At 73.9% G+C, this 20669-nt stretch carries 21 protein-coding genes; 13 read left to right on the top strand and 8 right to left on the bottom strand.

Going from position 1 to position 20669, the window contains the following annotated elements; translation table 11 throughout:
* Positions 1–3 precede the first annotated feature (3 nt).
* From RNC47_RS25200 to RNC47_RS25210, 3 genes are all read right to left on the bottom strand, one after another.
* The gene (locus tag RNC47_RS25200; RefSeq protein WP_311601865.1) at positions 4–1773 is read right to left on the bottom strand and encodes an ankyrin repeat domain-containing protein; all 1770 of its coding nucleotides are present in this window, start codon (positions 1771–1773) and stop codon (positions 4–6) included.
* A 482-nt stretch (positions 1774–2255) separates the two neighbouring features.
* Complete coding sequence (locus RNC47_RS25205; RefSeq protein WP_311601866.1) at positions 2256–2531, bottom strand: hypothetical protein; 276 nt, start codon at positions 2529–2531, stop codon at positions 2256–2258.
* A 24-nt stretch (positions 2532–2555) separates the two neighbouring features.
* Positions 2556–3008 (bottom strand): Lrp/AsnC family transcriptional regulator, encoded by a 453-nt coding sequence (locus RNC47_RS25210; RefSeq protein WP_311601867.1) that lies wholly within the window; start codon positions 3006–3008, stop codon positions 2556–2558.
* 132 nt (positions 3009–3140) lie between these two features.
* Here RNC47_RS25210 and RNC47_RS25215 point away from each other — a divergent pair, with 132 nt between their 5' ends.
* Positions 3141–4127, top strand: a complete 987-nt coding sequence (locus RNC47_RS25215; RefSeq protein WP_311601868.1) for a DMT family transporter — start codon at positions 3141–3143, stop codon at positions 4125–4127.
* A 166-nt stretch (positions 4128–4293) separates the two neighbouring features.
* Positions 4294–5187, top strand: coding sequence for a glycoside hydrolase family 19 protein (locus RNC47_RS25220; RefSeq protein WP_394814870.1), 894 nt, complete (start codon positions 4294–4296; stop codon positions 5185–5187).
* Positions 5188–5335: 148 nt separating this feature from the next.
* Here the strand turns inward: RNC47_RS25220 and RNC47_RS25225 are convergent, their stop codons facing one another.
* Positions 5336–6256 (bottom strand): LysR family transcriptional regulator, encoded by a 921-nt coding sequence (locus tag RNC47_RS25225; RefSeq protein ID WP_311601869.1) that lies wholly within the window; start codon positions 6254–6256, stop codon positions 5336–5338.
* Positions 6257–6352: 96 nt separating this feature from the next.
* Here RNC47_RS25225 and RNC47_RS25230 point away from each other — a divergent pair, with 96 nt between their 5' ends.
* Positions 6353–7372, top strand: a complete 1020-nt coding sequence (locus RNC47_RS25230) for a YeiH family protein (RefSeq protein ID WP_311601870.1) — start codon at positions 6353–6355, stop codon at positions 7370–7372.
* 40 nt (positions 7373–7412) lie between these two features.
* Here the strand turns inward: RNC47_RS25230 and RNC47_RS25235 are convergent, their stop codons facing one another.
* Positions 7413–8642 (bottom strand): serine hydrolase domain-containing protein, encoded by a 1230-nt coding sequence (locus tag RNC47_RS25235; RefSeq protein ID WP_311601871.1) that lies wholly within the window; start codon positions 8640–8642, stop codon positions 7413–7415.
* A gap of 308 nt (positions 8643–8950) precedes the next feature.
* On the opposite strand from RNC47_RS25235, the gene RNC47_RS37660 reads away from it, so the two are divergent.
* From RNC47_RS37660 to RNC47_RS25250, 3 genes are all read left to right on the top strand, one after another.
* Entirely contained in the window at positions 8951–9328 is a 378-nt protein-coding gene (locus tag RNC47_RS37660; protein WP_394814871.1) for a protein kinase domain-containing protein, read from the top strand.
* Positions 9329–9539: 211 nt separating this feature from the next.
* Positions 9540–10097, top strand: coding sequence for a dihydrofolate reductase family protein (locus RNC47_RS25245; protein WP_311601872.1), 558 nt, complete (start codon positions 9540–9542; stop codon positions 10095–10097).
* Between the two features lie 17 nt (positions 10098–10114).
* Positions 10115–10297: a hypothetical protein gene (locus RNC47_RS25250; RefSeq protein WP_311601873.1), complete on the top strand. Its 183-nt coding sequence runs from the start codon at positions 10115–10117 to the stop codon at positions 10295–10297.
* On the opposite strand, the gene RNC47_RS25255 is transcribed toward RNC47_RS25250, so the two are convergent.
* The gene (locus tag RNC47_RS25255) at positions 10286–11002 is read right to left on the bottom strand and encodes a 2-oxoglutarate/malate transporter (RefSeq protein ID WP_311601874.1); all 717 of its coding nucleotides are present in this window, start codon (positions 11000–11002) and stop codon (positions 10286–10288) included. The two genes, RNC47_RS25250 and RNC47_RS25255, sit on opposite strands and share 12 nt — an antisense overlap.
* A gap of 41 nt (positions 11003–11043) precedes the next feature.
* On the opposite strand from RNC47_RS25255, the gene RNC47_RS25260 reads away from it, so the two are divergent.
* The 5 genes from RNC47_RS25260 to RNC47_RS25280 all read left to right on the top strand — a co-directional run bounded on the left by RNC47_RS25260 (position 11044) and on the right by RNC47_RS25280 (position 18244).
* The gene (locus tag RNC47_RS25260; RefSeq protein ID WP_311601875.1) at positions 11044–11670 is read left to right on the top strand and encodes a TetR/AcrR family transcriptional regulator; all 627 of its coding nucleotides are present in this window, start codon (positions 11044–11046) and stop codon (positions 11668–11670) included.
* Between the two features lie 111 nt (positions 11671–11781).
* Positions 11782–14934 carry an amidohydrolase family protein gene (locus RNC47_RS25265; RefSeq protein ID WP_311601901.1) on the top strand — a complete coding sequence of 1051 codons (3153 nt, stop codon included), beginning with the start codon at positions 11782–11784 and terminating at the stop codon, positions 14932–14934.
* Positions 14935–15130: 196 nt separating this feature from the next.
* Positions 15131–16375, top strand: a complete 1245-nt coding sequence (locus tag RNC47_RS25270; protein ID WP_311601877.1) for a serine hydrolase domain-containing protein — start codon at positions 15131–15133, stop codon at positions 16373–16375.
* 80 nt (positions 16376–16455) lie between these two features.
* Positions 16456–17727, top strand: coding sequence for an MFS transporter (locus RNC47_RS25275; RefSeq protein WP_394814869.1), 1272 nt, complete (start codon positions 16456–16458; stop codon positions 17725–17727).
* Between the two features lie 49 nt (positions 17728–17776).
* Positions 17777–18244 carry a hypothetical protein gene (locus tag RNC47_RS25280; RefSeq protein WP_311601878.1) on the top strand — a complete coding sequence of 156 codons (468 nt, stop codon included), beginning with the start codon at positions 17777–17779 and terminating at the stop codon, positions 18242–18244.
* Positions 18245–18277: 33 nt separating this feature from the next.
* Here RNC47_RS25280 and RNC47_RS25285 read toward each other — a convergent pair whose 3' ends face one another.
* Positions 18278–18613, bottom strand: coding sequence for a YnfA family protein (locus RNC47_RS25285; protein WP_311601903.1), 336 nt, complete (start codon positions 18611–18613; stop codon positions 18278–18280).
* 296 nt (positions 18614–18909) lie between these two features.
* Between RNC47_RS25285 and RNC47_RS25290 the strand changes: the two genes are divergently transcribed.
* The gene (locus tag RNC47_RS25290; RefSeq protein WP_311601879.1) at positions 18910–19881 is read left to right on the top strand and encodes a TIGR03557 family F420-dependent LLM class oxidoreductase; all 972 of its coding nucleotides are present in this window, start codon (positions 18910–18912) and stop codon (positions 19879–19881) included.
* Between the two features lie 206 nt (positions 19882–20087).
* A complete protein-coding gene (locus tag RNC47_RS25295) occupies positions 20088–20453 on the top strand; it encodes an arsenate reductase family protein (protein ID WP_311601880.1) in 366 nt (121 codons plus the stop codon).
* Here the strand turns inward: RNC47_RS25295 and RNC47_RS25300 are convergent.
* Positions 20450–20665, bottom strand: coding sequence for a DUF4287 domain-containing protein (locus RNC47_RS25300; RefSeq protein WP_311601881.1), 216 nt, complete (start codon positions 20663–20665; stop codon positions 20450–20452). The genes RNC47_RS25295 and RNC47_RS25300 overlap by 4 nt on opposite strands.
* Positions 20666–20669 lie beyond the last annotated feature (4 nt).

Genomic DNA, 20669 nt, shown 5'->3' on the forward strand with positions numbered 1-20669 from the left:
GCGTTATCGTCGCCGAAGCTCCGGGGGCAGTTCCACCCAGCGGGCCGGGGCGCGGCGATCGACCGCGTGGCGGCCGTCGTCGATACTCAGGCCGGCCGCGGCACAGGCGTAGGCCAGGATGTCGGCGCCGTAGGGAAACGTGCCTTGGCCCGCGCCTTGGGGCTGCCAGAAACGGAAGTGCCAGTAGGCGCTCGGGTCCGACCTGTGGGGCCCGCCACCTATCTCGTCGCGGGCGACGGATTCGCCGTCGCGCGCCAGGGTGCCGAACCTTCCACCCTTGGGGTTGAAGTACACCCCGTAGGCGGAGGTCCCGGTGGAGATCGCCTCCAGCACGGCGTCCCGGCTCGGCAGGTATCCCTCCTGCCTCACCACACAGCCGCCCGGGGCCCCGGTCACGGCTCTCACCGCCACGTACCGCAGGGACTCGTCGTAGTCCATCGGGTCGAAGGGCGCGTCCTCGGGATCCACCATCGGGCACCGGTCGGGGTCGGCGCCGAGCCGCCGGATCAGTTCGTCCTCGCTCAGGCCCCGCACGAACGCGACGCCGAGCCCGTCCGTCCACAGAGGTTCGGTGCCGAAGGCCGCGATGAGGGCGTCCGCCCGCCGCAGGGCCGCGACGTCCTCCGCGGGCAGCTCCCGTGCCCCGGGCAGGTGTGTGACGAGCGGGGCGAGGGCTGTGGTGGCCAGCAGGCGCCCCGGCGACCAGACGTCCGACTGCGGCGTCCACGCGTCCGCCCCGGCGTCGAGCAGCGCACGGACACGGCCTTCGTCCAGGCTGCAGGCGGCGTACCACAGCGGGGTGTGCCCGTGCGCGTCGCGCGCGTCGACGGCCGCGCCGTGCGCCAGGAGCAGCCGCACGCCCTCCTGCGAGCCCCACTCCGCCGCGCGGTGCAGCGGGGTGGTGGCGCCGAGGTGGCCGATACCGGCCCCGGGTGGAGCGCCCGCGTCCAGCCGGGCACGGATCAGCGCGGTGTCGGACCAGTCGCGGTAGCGGACGCGCTCCCAGTCGGCCCGCGGCAGGTACCGCTGCCGAGCCTCCTCCTCCCGCCGCAGCCACTCGCGCTGTGCCCGGGTCAGCGGCGGAGCCAGCAGGGTCGGCGGGCCGCCCAGTGTCAGGGTCGCGAGCAGGCCCGCCCGCGGCGTCGCCTCAAGCGGTTCGAGGTCCGGCCAGACCTCGATCGATCGACGTGCCGCGGCACGCAGCGCCGCGCCGTCGACCGGCGTGTGGGTCTCGGCTATCCCCTCGTCCGGCCACTCCACCACCAGCTGCGTCTCCCCGGGCGGCGGGAGCTCCGCGAGATAGAGGTCGACGTCGGTCTTGAAGAGGGACCTGCGGGAGTGCTGCGGGCCCGGGTCGAGCGGGATCAGCCCGATCGCCTGCGGCGTCGCGGCCACGCTCGGGCCTCGCGGCCCGGTGACGGTGACGTGCCGCGTGATCGTGCCGTCCAGCGAGGTCACCCGGCGGCCATCGGAGAACCGCAGTCCCACCCGGAGCCCGGACTGGCGCCGCGGGTCGCTGCCTTCCCTCAGTGCCTTGCGGAAGACGGCCAGGTGCAGGGTGAGGGACCGCGGCCACAGTGACCAGCCCGTCAGCACCACCCGGCTCTCCGCACCAGCGCCGACCACGTCGAGCTGCGACACCGACGCCGGAGCGAACCGGTCGACGGGAGGCGCGTACCGCCCCTCGTCCTCTCCCGCGACGGCCAGCCGCGCCAACACGGCCCGCTCGGTGGCCGGTTCCTCCGGCAGCACAAGATCATCGAAGAATCCCACGTCCCGAGCATGGCACGCCCCACTGACACCGCTCCGAGGCCGACGAGCAGGTCAACGCCGGGGGCGGCGCACCGCAGGCGCGGGTCCCCGGACGCGCCACGGCGGGCACACCACCAACGGCCTCGCGGCGGAGGTGTCGGGAGCCGGCGGGCCCGAGGGCTGGTTGGCCGGGGGCAGGGCAGGAGCCCACCGTCCGAGCCGGCCCGAACCACCGCGGCGCGAGCCACGAGCCAGACGCACAGGGCCAGCAGCGGAAGGCCGCACACCAGCAGCGGCAGATCCACGTAGTACGGCTCCCGCGGCCCCTCCCCCTCGAAGGCCCATCGATACCCGGGAGGAGGCGCATACAGCCACACCGCGAATCCGAGCACGGCCCCGACAACCATGACCAGGCAACCCGCGGCCGCGGTGCCGCTCGGCGCTCGCACCGTCAGACGTGCCCTGGGCACCGCGGTTCTCGCGAGGGACGTCGGTCCCGTCTTTCAGGCGTCGACCTCGTACCGGCCGTGCTCCAGGAGGTACCGCAACGACTCCGGGGTGGCGTTGTCGAGGGCCTGCTCCGCCGCCGTACGGAGCGCGTCGCTGATGGTGGGGTCGGCGAGGATACGGAAGACGGCGACCCGGTCCTCGGTCTCGTCGGCCGGCGTGGCCGAGCCGTCCGTCGAGGCCGTCACGCCCGCATCTGCGGAACCGGTCGTGCCGGTGGCGAAGGCGGGCGTGGTGAGCAGAAGCGCCGGCGTCAAAGCGGGCGCCGCCACGGTCGGAACAGCACGGGTCAGGCGTCAGGCCGGGCCGATGACCTTCTTCCGCAGGTGGTTGTAGACCACCGATGTCCGTACGTCGGCGAGTTCCGGACGCTTCGTCAGCTTGTCCAGGACCACCGCGTGCAGGTGGTCGGTGTCACGGACGGCGACGTGCACCAGGAAGTCGTCGTTGCCGGTCAGGACGAAGATCGAGATCACCTCGGGCATCCGCTCCAGGAACGCCTGGAAGGCCTCGATCACCGCGCGCGTCGGCGGGCGGACCCGCACGGCGATCACGGCCTGGAGCCCACGGCCGATCGCGGCGAGGTCGGCCTCCGCGTGGAATCCCGTGAGGACGCCGCTTTGGCGCAACGCCCTGATCCGCTCCAGACAGGTGGACGGGGCGATCCCGAGGGCCTGGGCCATGTCCCGGTTGGTTCGCCGACCGTCTTCCTGAAGCATCCGCACCAACGCCGAATCTAGTTCGTCCACGCTTGCCTCACCCCGCCGGATTCCGAAGTTAATTCGGATTCTACGCATCGCTGGCGGTGCTCTTGTTAGCCTCCACCCTGCTTCGCTGACGTTCGTTCGGTCGAGGCGGGCTGGGGAGAGGAGCGACCTCGGGTGCGGGATCGAGGGCCCACGGTGTGGGCGGTGTGCGCGGTCGTGGCGGCCGCGCTGTTCTGGAGCAGTTCGTACGCGGTGACCAAGCGGGTGTTGGAGGACGTCGGCCCGCTCACCATCGGTGCCGTCAGGTTCACGCTCGCGGCGTTGCTCCTGGGTGTACTGGTGCGGCTGGGCCGACGTCGCCCGGCCCGGCCGGACGCGCGGCAGCGGCGGCTGCTCCACCTGAGCGGGTTCCTCGGCATCACCGTGTACTTCGTCCTGGAGAACGTCGGCGTCGATCTGTCCACGGCCTCCGACGCGTCGCTGATCGTGGCCACCTACCCGCTGATGACGATGCTGGTGGAGCTGTTCGTCCACCGCGCGCGGATCCCGCTGTCGCGGGTGGCGGGCGTGCTGCTGGCGACCGTCGGCGCCTTCCTCGTCGTACGCAACGGAGCCGAGGTCGGCGGCGGTTCGCGCTGGCTCGGGGACGTCCTGCTGCTGCTCGGCGGGCTGGCCTGGGCCGGCTACAACGTGCTCGGCAAGCGCGCCAGCGCCGGCCAGGACGCCGTGAGCGTCACCTACCACCAGACCCTGGCCGGCGCGGCCGGCTTCCTGCTCGCCTCCCTGCTGGAGGCCGACGAGTGGCGGGTGCCGGGCGTGACCGCCTCCTCGCTGCTGGTCTACCTGGCCGTGGCCTGCTCGGTCGGCGGCTTCCTGCTCTACAACTACGGCCTGCGCCAGATGGCGTCGAGCGTCGCCGTGAACATTCTCAACCTGGTTCCGGTCTTCGGCGTCATCGGCGCGGTCGTGGTCAACGGTGAGTCGATCCGGCCGGCCCAGGCGGTGGGCGGCGTCGTCATCATCGTCGGGGTGGCGCTGGGCATGGTCGAGCGGGGGCAGGGAGCGGCGGCGGAGCCGGGCTCGGAGAAGGCCGGTCGCGTGCCGAACAGCCCGGCGACCGCCGCACCCACCGCGTGCGGCGGGACCGACGGAGGACCGTAGACCGGGACGGAACGCCGGCGCGTTCGGTATGGACTTGACGCTTGTCTGGTCTAGACCTTGACGGTGCCCTCGTGGCGCGCTTCAGTGTGCGCATCACCCCCACGACGCGGCCGCTCCCCGCTGTCCCGAGCGGTGAGCCGCCGCACTCCTGAGGAGAGAACGCGTGCTGAGACAACGCATCGTGACCTTACTGGTGACCGTTCTGCTCGCCACCGGGCTCGCCGGCGTCATGGCGCCGGCGGCGAGCGCGGCGCCGTCCCCCCTCGCCGCCTCCTGCGCCACGGCGACCGACTGGCGGGCCGGCACCTGGTACCCGGCCGGCAGCATCGTCCGCTACAACGGTGGTTACTACATCGCGGAGCACGACAACCCGGGCTACGACCCGCTGATCAGCACCTGGTACTGGGAACCGTACAGCTGCGACGGGGGCGGCACCCCGAGCGGCTTCGTGGTGAGCGAGGCCCAGTTCAACCAGATGTTCCCGAACCGGAACTCCTTCTACACCTATGGCGGCCTGGTCGCCGCGCTCAGCTCGTACCCCGGGTTCGCCAACACCGGCAGCCTGGAGGTGCAGCGACGCGAGGCCGCCGCGTTCCTGGCCAACGTCAGCCACGAGACCGGCGGACTGGTCCACATCGTGGAGCAGAACACCGCCAACTACCCGCACTACTGCGACTGGAGCCAGCCCTACGGATGCCCCGCCGGGCAGGCCGCCTACTACGGCAGGGGCCCCATCCAGCTGAGCTGGAACTTCAACTACAAGGCCGCCGGGGACGCCCTCGGCATCGATCTGCTGGGCAACCCGTGGCTGGTGCAGAACGACTCCGCCGTCGCCTGGCGCACCGCGCTGTGGTTCTGGAACACCCAGTCCGGCGCCGGCACCATGAGCGGCCACCAGGCCATCGTCAGCGGCGCCGGCTTCGGTGAGTCGATCCGCAGCATCAACGGCAGCATCGAGTGCAACGGCGGCAACCCGGCCCAGGTGCAGAGCCGGGTGACCACGTTCCAGAACTTCAGCCAGATCCTCGGAACCACGCCGGGCGGCAACCTGTACTGCTGATCAGCGGTCCCCGCGCTCGCGCCGTCCTGACCGCCGAGCGCGGGGGCACCGGCCCTGGCCGCGACGGCGGCCCCACCGTGGCGCGCGCCGTGGAGCACATCACCGCGAGCGGCTGGGCTCCGGAGTCGGTCGGTCGAGTGCGCCGGACTCACCGCCCGGTGGGGAGATCCGGCCTGTGTCGTCGGGTCACCGCCAGGAGTTCGACCGCGGGGCCGGCCAGGGGGCGTTCCGGTGCCCATACGGCGCGCAGCACGCGGTGAAGTTCGATGTCCTCGACCTCGACCGCCACCAGGCGGCGGTCGGCGAGGTCGGTGCGCACGGCGAGTTCGCTGATCACCGCCGGGCCGGTCCCGGCGATCACGGCGTTGCGCACGGCCGTCGCCGAGCCCAGTTCCAGCAGGGGCCGGGGTTCCGCGGCCCCCGCTCGGCGCAACGCCTGGTCGAGGGTCTCGCGGGTGCCGGAGCCGCGCTCCCGGAGGACCAGTGGCGCGGCGGCCAGTTCGGCGACGCTCAGCGGGGCGCGGCGGCGCGCCCAGGGGTGGGCCGGTGCGACGACCACGAGGAGGCGGTCGTGGGCGACCCGTCGGGCGCGCAGTCCGGCCGGGGCGCGCGGTGACTCGACGAACCCGAGGTCCACCGCCCCGCCGCGCAGCAGTTCGGGGACCTGCTCGCTGTTGGTGACCTGGAGGGCCACGTACAACTCGGGCCGGATGCGGCGTAGTTCGCCGAGCCAGCCCGGGACCAGGTACTCGGCCACGGTCATGCTGGCCGCGACCCGCAGCTCGGCGTCCCGCTTGGCGCGCAGCGCCTCCGCGCCGGTGAGCAGCCCGTCCAGTTCCTGGAGCACCTGCTGCGCCCACCCCGCGACGGCACGCCCCGCGTCGGTGAGCCGCGATCCGCGGCGCGTGCGTTCCACCAGCACCAGGCCGAGCCGGCGTTCCAGGGTGGACAGCCGCTTGCTTGCCGACGGCTGCGCCAATCCGAGCCGAGCCGCCGCCCCGCTCAGGCTCCCCACGTCTCCGACGAGGACCAGCAGGCGCAGCGATTCCAGATCCGGCAGCTGGCTCATGACCTCAGGGTATGGCTCTCAGTCATGCCCTCGGGGAATGACCTCCCACCGAGTTGACCGGTACCGCACTCCACGCGGCGCGATGACGATCAGGTCATGACCGCACCTGGACACTTCGTCGGGCGTTTCCCGGACGTCGCGGGGGCCGTTCGTTCGCTGGCCCCGGGGCTGCTCGTGGTCGCCATCGGCACGACCGCCGCGTTCTGCCTCAACGCGCTGGTGCCCGCGGTGAGCGCGCTCACCTTCGCGGTGGTGCTGGGGGTCGCCGTCGGGGGCCGTCTTCCGGCGCGGGCCCGGGAAGGTCTGGGCTGGGCGACGAGGAGGTTCCTGCGGCTGGGCGTCGTGCTGCTCGGCCTCCAGCTCGGGCTCGGCGAGGTCTTCGGGCTCGGCGCGGGCAGGGTGCTCGCGGTCGTGGTCACCGTGCTCGTGACCTTCTTCGGAACCCTCCTGTTCGGCCGGCTGATCCGGGTGTCGCGAGGGCTCGCGCTGATGGTGGCGACCGGTTTCTCCGTCTGCGGGGCGTCGGCGATCGCGGCGATGGACAGCGTCACCGAGAGCGACAGGGAGGACGTGGCGACCGCCGTCACCCTCGTGACGCTCTACGGAAGCGCCGCCATCGTGCTCGTGCCGTTCGTCGGCCAGGCTCTGGGCATGGGTCCTGAGCACCTCGGCGCCTGGGCGGGACTCTCCGTCCATGAGGTCGCGCAGGTCGTCGCGGCCGCGTCACCGGCGGGCGCCGGGGCGGTCGCCGTCGCCGTCGTCATCAAGCTGACCAGGGTCGTCCTGCTCGCCCCGATGGTCGCCGGTGTCAGCATCGTCCAGCGCCGACGCGGCGGGGCCGCCACGGGGAGGCGCCCGCCGATCGTCCCGCTGTTCGTCCTCGGCTTCCTGGCGATGATGCTGGTGCGCGGCAGCGGCCTCCTGCCGGCCACCGCGCTGTCCGCCGCCGAGGTCGTCACCACACTGCTCTTCGCCGCCGCGCTGTTCGGTCTCGGCAGCGGCGTCCGGATCGACGCGCTGCTCCGCGCCGGTCGGCGAGGTCTCGCCCTGGGCGCGGTGTCCACGCTGCTCGTCGCGGTCGTCGGCTACGGCGCGCTGGCCGCCGTCGGCGTCTGACGGCATCGGGAGGTCGCCGGGCCCCGGGCCGGCCCGGTGTTCAGCGCGCGCACAGGGCGTTGTCGACGAGGGTGAGCATGGCGTCGTCCGTGCGATCCTGTGTGGCCTCGTCGACCATGTCGAAGCTGTTGGTGGCGACGGTCACCGCGCGGCTGCCGTCCGCCGTGACGCCGTTCTCGTTGTTGTAGCCGAGGGCGGTGCCACCGTGGCCCCAGAAGAAGCCGCCGCAGGTCAGCTCGCGGCGGAACAGGCCCAGGCCGTAGCTCACGTCCGTCCGGCCGGGGAGGTCGCGCACCCGCTGCATCTCGGCGAGTTCCGCCGGCCGCAACAGCTCGCCCCCGATGAGCGCGGACAGGAAACGGTCGATGTCGCGCGGGGTGGAGATCAGCGCGCCGCTGGCGCTCGCGCCCGTCGTGTTGAACACCGTGGTGTCGGCGCGGCGGCCGTCCTCGGGGAAGGTGTGGTAGCCGCGCAGGAACGGCGGCGGCAGGGTCGGGTCGTCGCCCCGCAGTTCGGTGCCGGTGAGGTTCAGCGGCTCGATGACGCGGTCCTGCACCTCCCGCTCCCAGGAACGGCCGGTGACGCGCTCGATGATCATGCCGGCGAGGATGTAGTTGGTGTTGGAGTACGACCAGTCGGCGCCCGGCGCGAACTCCGCGGAGGACCGCAGCGCCCCGGCCACGAGCTCTTCGTCGGTGTAGTGCCGCAGCTGGTTCTCGTGGAAGCCGGCGGCGGAGTGGAAGGCCGGCAGCACGTCGGGGCGGCCGAGGTAATCGGGCAGTCCGCTGGTGTGCTGGAGGAGCTGACGGACGGTGATGCGGCTGCCGTCGATCTCGTCGCCGGTCACCACGCCGGGCAGCCACTCCTCCACCGTGTCCTCCAGCGAGAGCTCCCCCTCGCCGACGAGCTGCAGCACGACCGTGGCGATGAACGGCTTCGTGGTGCTGCCGGCGCGGACGTGTGCCTGGGGGCGCGCGGGCGCGCCCGTGCGCTGGTCGGCGGTGCCGCTGTGCGCGGTCACGGTCCCGTCCGGGGTCTCCAGCACGGCCGTCACACCGACGGGGCCGGCCTGGTGGACCGCCGCCGCGTCGTGTTGCAGAGGCGTGGCCGCGCCGCCATGACTGGCCAGTGCCGCAGGGCCCGTGACGAGCGTGGCCAGCGTGGCGCACCCGAGGGCGATCGCCATGGCGGCCACGCGACGCCTGGGGCGGAGCCGACGCCCGTCGGCCGCAGCGGTGGCCGTACCCGTGTCGTCGCTGTCATCGATCATGCCAGCGAGCCTCGCCGATCCGGGCCCCTGGCGGCCATCAGGTCAACTCCCCTGCCCAGGTGGGGTTAACCCGAGGGCGGCCGCGCCGGCCGCGGCCGGTCGGGGAAAGCCGAGCCCGGGCGTCGTCGTCGAGGACGACGTGGCGTGCATGGTCGCCAGCGCCCGATCCCGTTGTAGGCGCGTGTCCCTGTTCGGTGAGGAGTAACAGCCGCGGAACAACGGGCCGTCGGGCGGCGTCCGCGTCCGTGGGCCTGCGCCATGATGCTCATGGACTTCGAACGCCAGGGTGACATCGGGGGGCGCACGTGGTGACGGCGCCGGCGTGGCGGGACCTGACGGCTGACGATCCGTCACGGATCGGACCGTACGAACTCCTGGGGCGGCTGGGCGCGGGCCTCGCGGAAGCGCTCGCGTCCAGCCACGGCGCCGGGATCGTCCACCGCGATCTGAAGCCCGCCACCGTCCTGCTGTCCGCCGCCGGCCCCCGCGTCATCGACTTCGGCATCTGTACGGCCTGGCACTCGGCGACCTCGGCGAGCATTGGGCGTTCACCGCCGAGGCGGACAGCTCCGAGTTCGGCGACCCGGCCTTCGCCGCCGACGGCTCTCCCGCCTGGACCTACCGTCCCGACGCGGAACTCCTGCGCGACACCGTCACCGCCATCGGCACAACCGCCCACGTCCTGACCGAATCAGGCAGCCTCCGCGCCATCGACGCCACGAACGGCCGCCGCCGGGCGTCCTTCAGCCCACCCAGCCGGGTCGACTCCGGACCACGTGTGGCGCGGCGGCACCCGCTACGCCCTCGCCCCCGCCGATCGATGAGTTCCGGGTCGAGCGGAGGTCACAGCCTGCGGAACCGCTGGCGGAGAGACGCGCTCGTATCCGGAGGAGACACATGGCACAGCTCATCTACTCGATGATCACCTCGCTCGACGGCTACGCCGAGGCGGCGGAGGGCGACCTCGGCACCGGGGCCGAGGACCCGGAGGTGCACACCTTCGTCAACGACCTCTTCCGGCCCGTCGGCACGTACCTCTACGGCCGACGGATGTACGAGACGATGGTCTACTGGGAGACCGCGCACACCAAGCCCGACCTGCCGCCGCACATCCTGCAGTACGCCCGCGACTGGCGGGCCGCGGAGAAGGTCGTGTACTCCACGACGCTCGACTCGGTGTCCAGCGAGAAGACCAGGATCGAGCGGACCTTCGACCCGGACGCGGTGCGCAGGCTCAAGGCCGAGGCCGATCACGACCTCACCGTCGACGGCCCGAACCTCGCGGCGCAGGCGATCGCGGCCGGCCTGGTGGACGAGTACCACCTGTTCATCACCACGAGCGTGGTCGGCGGCGGCAAGCGGTTCTTCCCCGACGGCGTGCGCCTCGATCTCAAGCTGGTGGAGGAGCGTTCCTTCGACAGCGGGCTGATCTACGCGCGCTACCGGACCCGCTGAGCCGCACACACCACACGGTGGCCGCGACGGTGATCTCCGGGCTGGTCGAGGAGGACGTGATCAGGCTCTGCGGTGCGGTGCGGTCGCCCGGTGTGCTGCGGATGACCGGCCTTGGAGCGCTGCTGCTGGACGGCGAGGGCCCGCAGCTGGTCGTCCCGGGGGACGTCTGCGGCGCCCACCGACTTGGTCTACGCCGTTGACGGGGTCTCACCCGCCGCCGGGGCGAGCCGGTAGAGGGTGATGCCGTAGCCGATGAGCCACACCACCCACATCAGCCAGCCCGCCAGGCCGAGCAGGCCGAGCGGTCCGGCGTGGTCGACGACCAGCCAGGCGAGGGTCGCGGAGGTGAACAGCAGCGCGGCCGCGCCGAGTCCCAGGGTGTGCTGCCACGGTCGCAGGAGACCGGCGCGCAGGCCCGCCACGGACAGGCCGACCAGGGCGAGCGCCAGGAACGTGCCGTTGAGCGTGAACAGCGCGTCGTGCAGCGCCCAGAGCCAGGGGGAGGCCCCGTCGGTGGGGGTGGTGGCCGTGGCGAGGGCGAGTCGGCAGGCGACGACGGCGGCGAAGGTGGCGTTCTGCAGCAGCAGTCCGGCCATGCCGAGCAGCGACCACGCCTCGCCTCGTCGGCGCTCGGCCGGCCACAGCACGGCGAAGGACCCGGCGCCGAACAGGGTGGCCAGCACCCAGGCGGCGGGGGTGAGCGCGGCGCTGAGGCCGACGAGGTCACGCTCGGCCGCGAAGAACTCGCTCACCTCCGCGATGCCGGTCCCGGTGGTCGGCTGGCCCGCCGGCACGACGATCAGGTTGGCGAGGACGATCATGAGGGCGAAGCCGACGGCGGCCAGGCCGCTGATCCGGTGGAAGCCCGTGGGGGAGGCCGAGACCTCCGCTATGTGACGGCTCATATATTGATTATAAGCAGCGTAAAACCATTGGGGAGACGGCCATGGTGGAGGAACAAGGCAGGCGCCGCTACGAGTCGCTGCGCCGGACGGAGCAGGCGCTGCGGACCAGGAGCGAGATCGCGGACGCGGCGCGTCGGCTCTTCGTCTCGCGGGGCTGGGCGGAGACCACCGTGCGGGACGTGGCGCGCGAGGCCGGGGTCTCGGTGCCGACGGTGTACGCCGCCTACGGGAACAAGCCGGGACTGGCCCGGGCCCTGGCGGACGCGGCGGACCTGGCGGCCGATCCCTCGCGGCTGCTCGCCGAACTCGAGGCGCCGGGCATCGAACCCGCGGCGCAGCTCGCGGCGATGGCGGGCTACGACCGGCGGCTCTTCGAACGGGCCGGGGACATCATCACGCTGGTCCGCGAGGCGGGGCGAACCGAGCCCGAGCTGGCCGCGGTCTACCGGGACGGCCGCGCCCGCGGGCACGAGACGAGGGAGCGCGTGTTCTCCTCGTGGCCGACGGGCGTGCTGCGGGCGGGACTCGACGTGCCGTCGGCCGTCGACATCTACGCGGCGCTGTGCACGATCGACGTCTACGCGACGCTCACGGCCGAGCGCGGCTGGTCGCCGGAGCGGGTCGAGGGGTGGTGGGGGGAGGTGCTGGTCCGAGAGTTGCTGTCCTGAGCGGTCGGCGGTGGGCGGCCAGGCTGGCCCGGCGGCGCTGATTCGCCGGGCGCTTCGTTGGACACCGTGAACCTCGTGACCGATTCCGTAAGCGGCGTGACCCGCCGCACGATGCTCCGGGCAACGGCCGCCGCGGGCGCGGCCGTTGCCGTACCCCTCTCCCCCGCCGTCGCCGCCGCGGCCGCCCCCGCGACGACGGGCGGCGTCGACCTCACCCTCACCGCCGCCACCAACGGCTCCGCCACCCTCTCGCCGGCCGGCGACCGGCTGGTCGCGGAGGTGCAGAACGTGCTGTGGGCCGTTCCCCGCGCGGGCGGCGAGGCCGTCGCCCTCACCCCGCCCGACCTCGAGCCCAACCGCCCGCAGTTCTCGCCCGACGGCCGGCGGGTCGCCGTCTGCGCCTACCGGGGCGGCGGGTTCCACATCTGGACGCTCACCCCCGACGGCTCCGATCTGAGGCAGCTCACCGACGGGCCGTGGGACGACCGCGCCCCCGCCTGGTCGCCCGACGGCACCCGGATCGCCTTCGCCTCGGAACGCGGCGGCGACCCGGTGACCGGAAGCCCGTACCGCGTCTGGGTCCTGGACGTGCGCTCCGGCGAACTCACCCGGCTCACGGGCCGCCCAGGCCAGGAGGGTCCCGGGCAGGAGGGCGCCTGGGAGGACTTCGACCCCACCTGGTCGCCGGACGGCGGCCGGGTGTTCTTCGTCCGCGCCGGGATCACCGCCGCCGGCACCCTCCAGGCACGGCTCGTCGCCTCGGTGCCCGCCGAAGGGGACGGCCCCGTCACCCCGGAACACACCGACGACGGGCCGGCCGACGCGCAGGTCATGACGCCCGCGCTGGCCTCCGACGGGCGCCTCGCCTATCTGCGCACCACCCCGGCGCCCGCCGCCTCCTGCACCCTGGTCGTCGACGGCGAACCCGTCGGGACCGACGGCGAGGTGCTCCCCGTACCGGTCCGCTGGACCGCCCAGGGCACGCTGCTGGTCAACGTCGGCGGCCGGTTCCAGCTGGTCGACCCCGCGGCGGCCGGGGCTGCCGAGACCATCCCGTTCAGCGCCACGCAACACCTGCGACCGCCCCGCTACCGCGTCAAGTCCTACGACCTCGCCGGCGACGGCGAACGCCGGGCGCGCGGGCTGCACCTGCCGGCGCTGTCGCCCGACGGGCGGCAGGTGGCGTTCGTCGCGCTCAACTCCCTGTGGACGGTGCCGATCACCGGCGGCACGCCACGCCGGATCGTCCGGGCCGACCCCACCCGCTACCTGCTGGCGCCCGCCTGGACCCCCGACGGCCGGGGGCTGGTCTACGTCGACGACCGCGACGGGCTCCTCGCCGTTCGCCGGCGCGACCTCGACTCGGGCGCCGAGACCGTGCTCGCCGACGGCGGCCGGGTCTTCCCCGCGCTCTCCCCGGACGGCGACCGGCTCGCCTGCCTCGACATGGCGGGCAACCTCGTCGTGCGCCGGCTCGCCGACGGCACGGAACGGGTGCTCATGCCGCCGCTGGGCGGTGGCGGACTGCCGGGCCGGCCCAGCTGGTCGCCCGACGGTCGGCGCATCGCGCTCTGCGACCGCAACCGGCTCAACGGGCGCTTCCGCGAGGGCTACAACCTCATCCGCGTCGTGGACACGGAGACCGGCGCGGCCGCCCTCCACCCCTTCCGCCCGCACGCCTCGCTCTCCGACCGCTACGACTCGGGGCCCGTCTGGTCCCCGGACGGCCGCCACCTCGCGGTCGTCGTCGAATCCGCGCTGTGGCTCCTGCCGGTGCGGCCGGACGGCACCCCCGACGGGGAACCCAGACGGTTGACGGCGGACGACGAACCCGCCGACCACCCCTCGTGGTCCGGCGACTCCCGCACCGTGCTCCACCTCTCCGCGGGCCGGCTGCGCACCGTCGACGTCGCCAGCGGCGCGTCCCGCACGGTCGAGGTGCGGTTGGGCTACCGGCGGCCCCGGGCCAGGGACGTCGTCGTGCACGCGGGACGGCTGTGGGACGGTACCGACGACCGGGTCCGCGAGGACGTCGACGTGGTGGTCAGGGACGGGCGGATCACCGCCGTCGAACCGCACCGCCCCGGCCGGTCCACCGCCCGCCGCCACGACGCGTCGGGGCACACGGTGCTGCCCGGCCTGTGGGACTCCCACATCCATCCCTGGCAGAGCACCTACGGCGGTCGGCAGACCGCGCTTCAACTCGCCTACGGCATCACGACCACCGTCTCCCTCGGCGGCTTCGCCTACGAGCAGGCCCGCCTCCGGGAGGCGCTGGCCGCCGGCGAGCTGACCGGCCCCCGGCTGCTGGCCACCGGCGAACTGCTGGACGGATCGCGGGTGGCCTACAGCATGGGCAGGGCCCACGGCACCCGGGAGGGGCTGCGCCGCACGCTGGCCCGGGCACGCGCCCTGGACTGGGACTTCGTCAAGACCTATGTGCGCGCCCCCGGTTGGTTGATGGCGGAGGCGGCGGAGTTCGCCCACGACCGGCTCGGCGTGCGCGCCGGCAGCCACCTGTGCTCCCCCGGCGTGCAGCTCGGCCAGGACCTGACGACCCATCTCCAGGCCACCCAGCGCCTGGAGTACGGTCACGCCACCTCGGCGACCGGCCGCGCCTACCAGGACGTCACCGAGATCTACACGGCCACCGACTTCCGCCTGGTGGCCACCCCGTTCACCGCGCTGCCGCTGCTCGGCGCCGAGCCGGGGCTGGCGGACGACCCGCGGGTCACCACGCTGATGCCGCCCTGGGACACCGCCGCCGTGCTCGCCCGGGCCGCCCAACCGCCCAGCGCGGCCGAGCTGTCGACGCTGGAGCGGGAGACCGACGTCTACCGGACGGTGCTGGCCGGTGGCGGGGTGGTGGCCCTCGGCACCGACCAGCCGCTGGTGCCGGTCGGCCTCCATCTCCATCTCGCGCTGCGCGCCCTGCACCGGGCCGGCCTCGGCGTGGCCGAGACGCTGCGTACCGCGACCGTGCTGCCGGCCCGGGCCTTCGGTGTCGAGGACGACCTCGGCACGGTGACCGAGGGGCGGCTCGCCGACCTCACGGTGGTGGACGGCGACCCGTTCACCGACTTCTCGTCGCTCGTGCGCACGGTCGCCGTGCTGCGCGGCGGGGTGCCCGTCGAACAGGCGGCGCTCGTCGCGGCCTTCGCGGACGCGCCGGGTCCACGCACCGGGGCGGCCCTGGCGGAGGACTGGCGGGAGGTGGGCAGGCTGATGCGCCGGGAGGGGTGCTGCGACGACGGCGGCTGGTGAGCCGTCGCCCGCGGACCGGTCGTGGCCGCCGCCGAGTCCGACCGGGCCGGCGGCGCCACGTCCCGGGAGCGCCGTGCGATGTACGCCCAACGGCGCAGCCGCCGCCTCCGGGTTCCGACCGGCGGCGGAGGCACCGGCCAGGGCCGGGCGCCGAGGATGGTCGTGGTCTGGTCGGTAGAGGCGTCGGGAGGCGTGGGTGCGGGTTCTTCGGGTGGTCGTGGCCGGGGTGTGCGGTGCGGGGTTGACGCTGGGGGCGGTGGCACCGGCGTCGGGGGCGTTCCCGACGCCGGCGGGCGGGGCGTCGTCGGACGCCGGTCTCGAGCGGACGCTCGGGGCGGTGCGGGACGCGGGAATCCCCGGCGTCTACTCGGCCGTGCGGGACGGCGCGCGCCGGTGGGCGGGAGCGGCCGGGGTCGCCGACGTGCGCACCGGGCGGCCCGTGCGCCCCGGGATGGCGCATCGGGTCGGCAGCGTCACCAAGACGTTCACCGCCGTGGGGGTGTTGCAGCAGGTCGGCCTGGGGCGGATCGGCCTCGATGACCCGGTGGCGGATCATCTGCCCGGTCTGCTGCCGGCGGATCAGGGCCGGGCCGTCACCGTGCGGATGCTCCTCAACCACACCAGCGGCATCGGGGACTACGTGCCCGCGGCGTTCCCGTCGCTGGCCGGTGGCCCGGGTGAGGCGGCCGAGAGCCTCGACGAGCACCGGTTCCGCCGGATCGCGCCCGGTGAGCTGGTGCGCCTCGGCCTCGACGCGCCGCGCACCGGGGTGCCCGGCGAGCGGTTCTCCTACTCCAACACCAACTACGTCCTGGCCGGCCTGCTGCTCGAGGAGGTGACGGGCATGGCGGCGGAGGACTACCTCACGGAGCGGGTGATCCGCCCGGCCGGGCTGCGGGACACGGCGTTCCCGCGCTCGCCGTTCCTCGCCGGGCCGCACTCCCGGATGTACGAGGCCCGGTACGGGGACATCGACCCGCCGCGGGACTACAGCGTCTACGACATGTCGTGGGCCGGGGTCGCGGGCGCCGCCGTGTCCACGATGGAGGACCTCAACCGCTTCTACGCCGCCCTGTTCCGAGGTGAGTTGCTGGGGCCGGCGGAGTTGGCGGAGCTGACGCGGACGGTGCCGGCCGACGGCGGCCACCGGGAGTCCTACGGTCTCGGGGTGTACCCGGTGGAGCTGTCCTGCGGGCGGTTCTGGGGGCACGACGGCCGGGTCTGGGGCGCCGTGACCTTCGCCTTCACCAGCGAGGACGGCGAACGACAGGCGGCCGTCGGGCTCAACCTGGCGGGTTACCAGTCGCTCGACGAGCAGGGCGGGCTGGAGCCGCACCCCGCCGACGAGGCGTTGGTCAACCACCTGGAGCTGGCCCTGTGCGGCCCGGCGGGGACCCCGCCGGCCGGCGCCCGGCTGGGGGCGGTGGACGGGGCGCCCTGACGGCCGGCGTCGTCGGCCGCATCCGGTTTCACCGAGGTGACTCCTTGTCCCGTTCGGGGCCCCGCGCCCATCATGTTTACGTGAACATCAGCCAGCGGGGGAGTTCGTGGCGGACGCCTGCGGGGTTGGTCGCGCTCGGGCTCGGCAGTTTCGGGATCGGCCTGACCGAGTTCGTGATCGCGGGACTGCTACCCCAGGTGAGCCGGGACCTGGAGGTCTCCGAGGCCGCGGCCGGGTGGCTCATCTCGGGATACGCCCTGAGCGTCGCGGTCGGCGCGATCCTGCTGACCGCCGCCACCACCCGCCTCCACCGCAAGACCGTCCTCGTCGGCCTGGTGACGTTGTTCGTCCTCGGCAACCTGCTGTCCGCCGTCGCGCCCACCTACGCCGTGGCGCTGCTCGGCCGTGTGGTGGCCGCCCTGTGCCACGGTTCCTTCTTCGGCATCGGCTCGCTCGTCGCCCGCCGCCTCGTCCCGCCGGAGCGGGCCTCGCGCGCCGTCGCCGTGATGTTCGCCGGGCTGACGGTCGCCAACGTGCTGGGCGTGCCGTTCGGCGCCCTGGTCGGCGAACGCTGGGGCTGGCGTGCCACGTTCTGGGCCATCACCGGGATCGGCGTGCTGGCCGTGGCCGCCGTCGCCGCGTGGGTGCCGGCCTGGGCGGGCGCCGTGGCCGAGACGCACGGGACGGCCGGGGTGCGACCCCAGCTGCGTGCCTTCCGCTCCTCGCGGGTGTGGCTGACCCTGACCGCCACCGCCCTCGGCTACGGCGGCATGTTCGGGGCGTTCAGCTACCTCGCGTACACGCTCACCGAGGTCACCGGCTTCTCCGGCGCCGACGTCGCCTGGCTGCTCGTCGTCTACGGCAGCGGCCTGGTGATCGGCAACGTCGTCGGGGGCCGGGGGGCCGACCGCGACCGCGACCGCACGCTGATCGCGTCCCTGGCGGGGCTCGCCGCCACGCTCGCGGTGTTCGGGCTGCTGGCCGAGGGGCGGATCGCCTCGGTGGTGCTGATCTTCCTGATGGGCGTCTTCGGGTTCGCCGGCGTCCCCGGCATGATCACCCGGGTCACGGACGCCGCCGGCGGCGCGCCGCTGGCCGCCAGCGCCAACGTGTCGGCCTCCAACGTGGGCAACGCCCTGGGCGCCTGGCTCGGCGGTCTCGCGATCAGCGCGGGGCTGGGCTACACGGCGCCGCTGTACGTGGGCGCCGCGGTCGTGGCGCTGGGCCTCGCCGTGATGGTGGTGGCGGCCCGTACCGGGCCCGTCGTCCCCGTTGAGGTGGCTGGTCACGCCCCGCCGGACCCGGCGTCCGGCCCGGCCCGGGTCGGCGGGCGCCCCGCGACGCGCCGGTGAACCGGGGGCGGCACGGTTCGGACGGCCGGATGCGGGAACTCGCGCCGACATGTTCCAGAGCATTGTGCGCGGTGGTGCGGCCGGCGCCGCCGGGACGACGGTGTTGAACGCGGTGACCTATGCCGACATGGCGTGGCGGGGCAGGCCGGCGAGCGAGGCCCCCGCGCAGGTGGTCGACAGGCTCAGTCGGGAGATCGGGCGGCCGGTCCCGGGTTCGGACGGCGGGCGGGAGAACCGGCTCTCCGGCCTCGGCGCGCTGTCGGGCATCGCCGTCGGCTGCGGCACCGGGGCGGCCGTCGCCCTGCTCCGCCGCGCGGGCGTCGAGCTGCCGTGGTGGCTCGGCGGGGTGCTCACCGGTGCCCTGGCGATGGCCGCCACCGACCTGCCGATGGCGCGGCTGGGGGTGACTGATCCGACGAGCTGGTCGGCGAGGGACTGGGCGTCGGACGCGGTGCCGCACCTGCTGTACGGGCTCGTGACCTACGGCGCGGTCGCCGCGGCGGATCGCGGTCGTTGATCTCGGGGCCCGGCGGGGCCGGGCCGGGGCGGTTCAGTTGCCGCGGGGCGCGTACATGATGACGGCCATGCCGGCCAGGCAGACCGCAGCGCCGATCAGGTCGAAGCGGTCGGGCCGGTAGCCGTCGGCGATCACGCCCCAGGCGATGGAGCCGGCGACGAAGACGCCGCCGTAGGCGGCGAGGATGCGGCCGAAGTTGTCGTCACTCTGGAAGGTGGCGACCACCCCGTACAGGCCCAGGGCGATGACGCCGGCGCCGACCCAGATCCAGCCCCGGTGTTCGCGCAGCCCCTGCCAGACCAGCCAGGCACCGCCGATCTCGAACAGCGCGGCGACGACGAACAGGGCGACGGAGCGGGCGACGAGCACGGCGACGGGGTCCTTCTGCTGCGGGGTGACGGGGACGGGGACGGGGTGCTTCGGCCGCCGGGGTGAACGGTTCGACCAGCTTCGAGCGCGGCGTGGGAGGTCGGCGCTCATGGGGTCGACCGTAACCGTCGGGTCGACTCGCGGGTCAAGCGGGTGCCGGGCGCCCCGGTCGGCCATCCGGAGGAGGAGCGGCGGCCGGGCGGCCTGTCGGTCGGGGCGGTCTCCGGACGACTGGCAGCGTGCCGGGGTGGGCAGGCGCGACCGGACGCGACGCCCACCGGGGAGCGAGGAGTCAGATGCAGATCGGGTACAAGCTGGCGGCGGAGGGGTACGGTCCGGCCGAGCTCGTGCGGCAGGCGGTGCTGGCCGAGCGGGCTGGGTTCGACTTCGTGGAGATCAGCGACCACTTCCATCCCTGGCTGGACGACCAGGGGCACTCACCGTTCGCCTGGGCGGTGTTGGGGTCGATCGCGGCCCGCACCGAGCGCATCGGGCTCGCGACCGGGGTGACCTGCCCCACCATCCGCTACCACCCGGCGATCATCGCGCAGGCCGCGGCGACCCTGGCGCTGCTCTCGGACGGCAGGTTCACGCTCGGCATCGGTTCCGGGGAGCGGCTGAACGAGCACGTCGTGGGCCGGGGGTTCCCCGACTCGGTCCGCGTCCGGCACGAGATGCTGCGGGAGGCGTTGGAGATCATCCGGCTGCTGTGGCAGGGCGGGTACCGCTCGTACGACGGCCGGCACCTGCGGCTGGAGGACGCCCGGGTGTTCGACCTGCCGTCGAGTCCGCCGCCGATCGCGGTGGCCGCGGGCGGCGCGGACGCCGCCCGGCTCGCCGCCGAGCTCGGGGACGGGCTGTTCGCGACCGAGCCCAGGGAGGACCTGGTCCGCCACTACACGGAGGCGGGCGGCGGCGGGCCACGCTATGCCGAGGTGCCCATGTCGTGGGCGCCGGACGAGCGGACGGCGGTGCGTGCGGCGTTGGAGACCAGCCGGTGGGCGGTGACCGGTTGGAAGGTGATGAGCGAGCTGCCCAATCCGGTGAACTTCGAGGCCGCCTCGGCCACGGTGCGGGAGGAGGACATCCTCGGCCAGTTCGCGTGCGGCACCGATCCGGAGCGGTTCGTGGCGGTGGCCCAGCCGTTCGTCGACGCGGGCTTCGACCGGCTGGTGATGCAGAACGCCGGGCCCGACCCGGACGGCTTCCTCGACTTCTACCGCGGTGAACTCGACGGGCGGCTGCGCGCGCTGACACCGCGCGGCTGAGCGGCGCGGCCGGGAGGCCGCCTGCCGCCGCCTCGGCCCACCGCTGCGCGACGCGGCCCGCCGCGGCTGTGGCGCACAGGACGCACCTCGACCAGGTGTGACGGGCGTGGAATAGTCTGGGGCCTCGTGGCCCGGGCTCTCCCACTCGGCCGTGGGCTGCGCCGCGGCGAGCGACTCGGGCCCGGCGTACCGGAAGAAGGCGACGCGTGGAAATCTGGATCAACCCGGCCTGCTCCAAGTGCCGTTCCGCTCTCTCCCTGCTGGACGCGGAGGGCGCGCGGTACACGGTGCGGCGTTATCTGGAACAGCCGCCGACCGTGGCGGAGTTGGCGGGGGTGCTGGAGCGTCTTGGCCTGGAGCCCTGGGACATCACCCGGCTCGGTGAGCCGGAGGCGGCCCGTCTCGGCATGGACGCCTGGGAGCGGGACGCCGCGCGGCGCGACCGTTGGATCCGGGCATTGGCCGACCACCCGGCCCTCATCCAGCGCCCGATCATCACCGCGGACGACGGGACGGCGGTGGTGGGCCGGTCGCCGGAGGCCGTGCGGTCCATGCTTCCCCCGCCGGACTAGCCGATCGCGCGGGTGTGGGCGACGAGGGCGTTGGCGTGCCCGTGGCCGAGGCCGTGTTCGGTCTTCAGCCAGGCGACCAGTTCCGAGTGCCGGGTGAGCGGGGAGGCGCGGATGAGCCGCAGCCAGTGGTCGACGGGGTGGCCGTACTTCTTCTCGATGGCGGGGAAGTAGCTGGCCGGGCCCTTGGGGCGGGTGGTGGTGGGTTCGGTCATGGTG

Origin of the sequence: Streptomyces millisiae, assembly GCF_031845425.1 — a bacterium.
GTDB lineage: Bacteria > Actinomycetota > Actinomycetes > Streptomycetales > Streptomycetaceae > Streptomyces > Streptomyces millisiae.

Coding starts and splice junctions, on each gene's coding strand:
- RNC47_RS25225 (WP_311601869.1), bottom strand. CDS start 6,256: ATGAGCCAGCTGCCGGATCTGGAATCGCTGCGCCTGCTGGTCCTCGTC.
- RNC47_RS25230 (WP_311601870.1), top strand. CDS start 6,353: ATGACCGCACCTGGACACTTCGTCGGGCGTTTCCCGGACGTCGCGGGG.
- RNC47_RS25235 (WP_311601871.1), bottom strand. CDS start 8,642: ATGATCGATGACAGCGACGACACGGGTACGGCCACCGCTGCGGCCGAC.
- RNC47_RS25245 (WP_311601872.1), top strand. CDS start 9,540: ATGGCACAGCTCATCTACTCGATGATCACCTCGCTCGACGGCTACGCC.
- RNC47_RS25255 (WP_311601874.1), bottom strand. CDS start 11,002: ATGAGCCGTCACATAGCGGAGGTCTCGGCCTCCCCCACGGGCTTCCAC.
- RNC47_RS25260 (WP_311601875.1), top strand. CDS start 11,044: ATGGTGGAGGAACAAGGCAGGCGCCGCTACGAGTCGCTGCGCCGGACG.
- RNC47_RS25265 (WP_311601901.1), top strand. CDS start 11,782: ATGCTCCGGGCAACGGCCGCCGCGGGCGCGGCCGTTGCCGTACCCCTC.
- RNC47_RS25280 (WP_311601878.1), top strand. CDS start 17,777: ATGTTCCAGAGCATTGTGCGCGGTGGTGCGGCCGGCGCCGCCGGGACG.
- RNC47_RS25290 (WP_311601879.1), top strand. CDS start 18,910: ATGCAGATCGGGTACAAGCTGGCGGCGGAGGGGTACGGTCCGGCCGAG.
- RNC47_RS25300 (WP_311601881.1), bottom strand. CDS start 20,665: ATGACCGAACCCACCACCACCCGCCCCAAGGGCCCGGCCAGCTACTTC.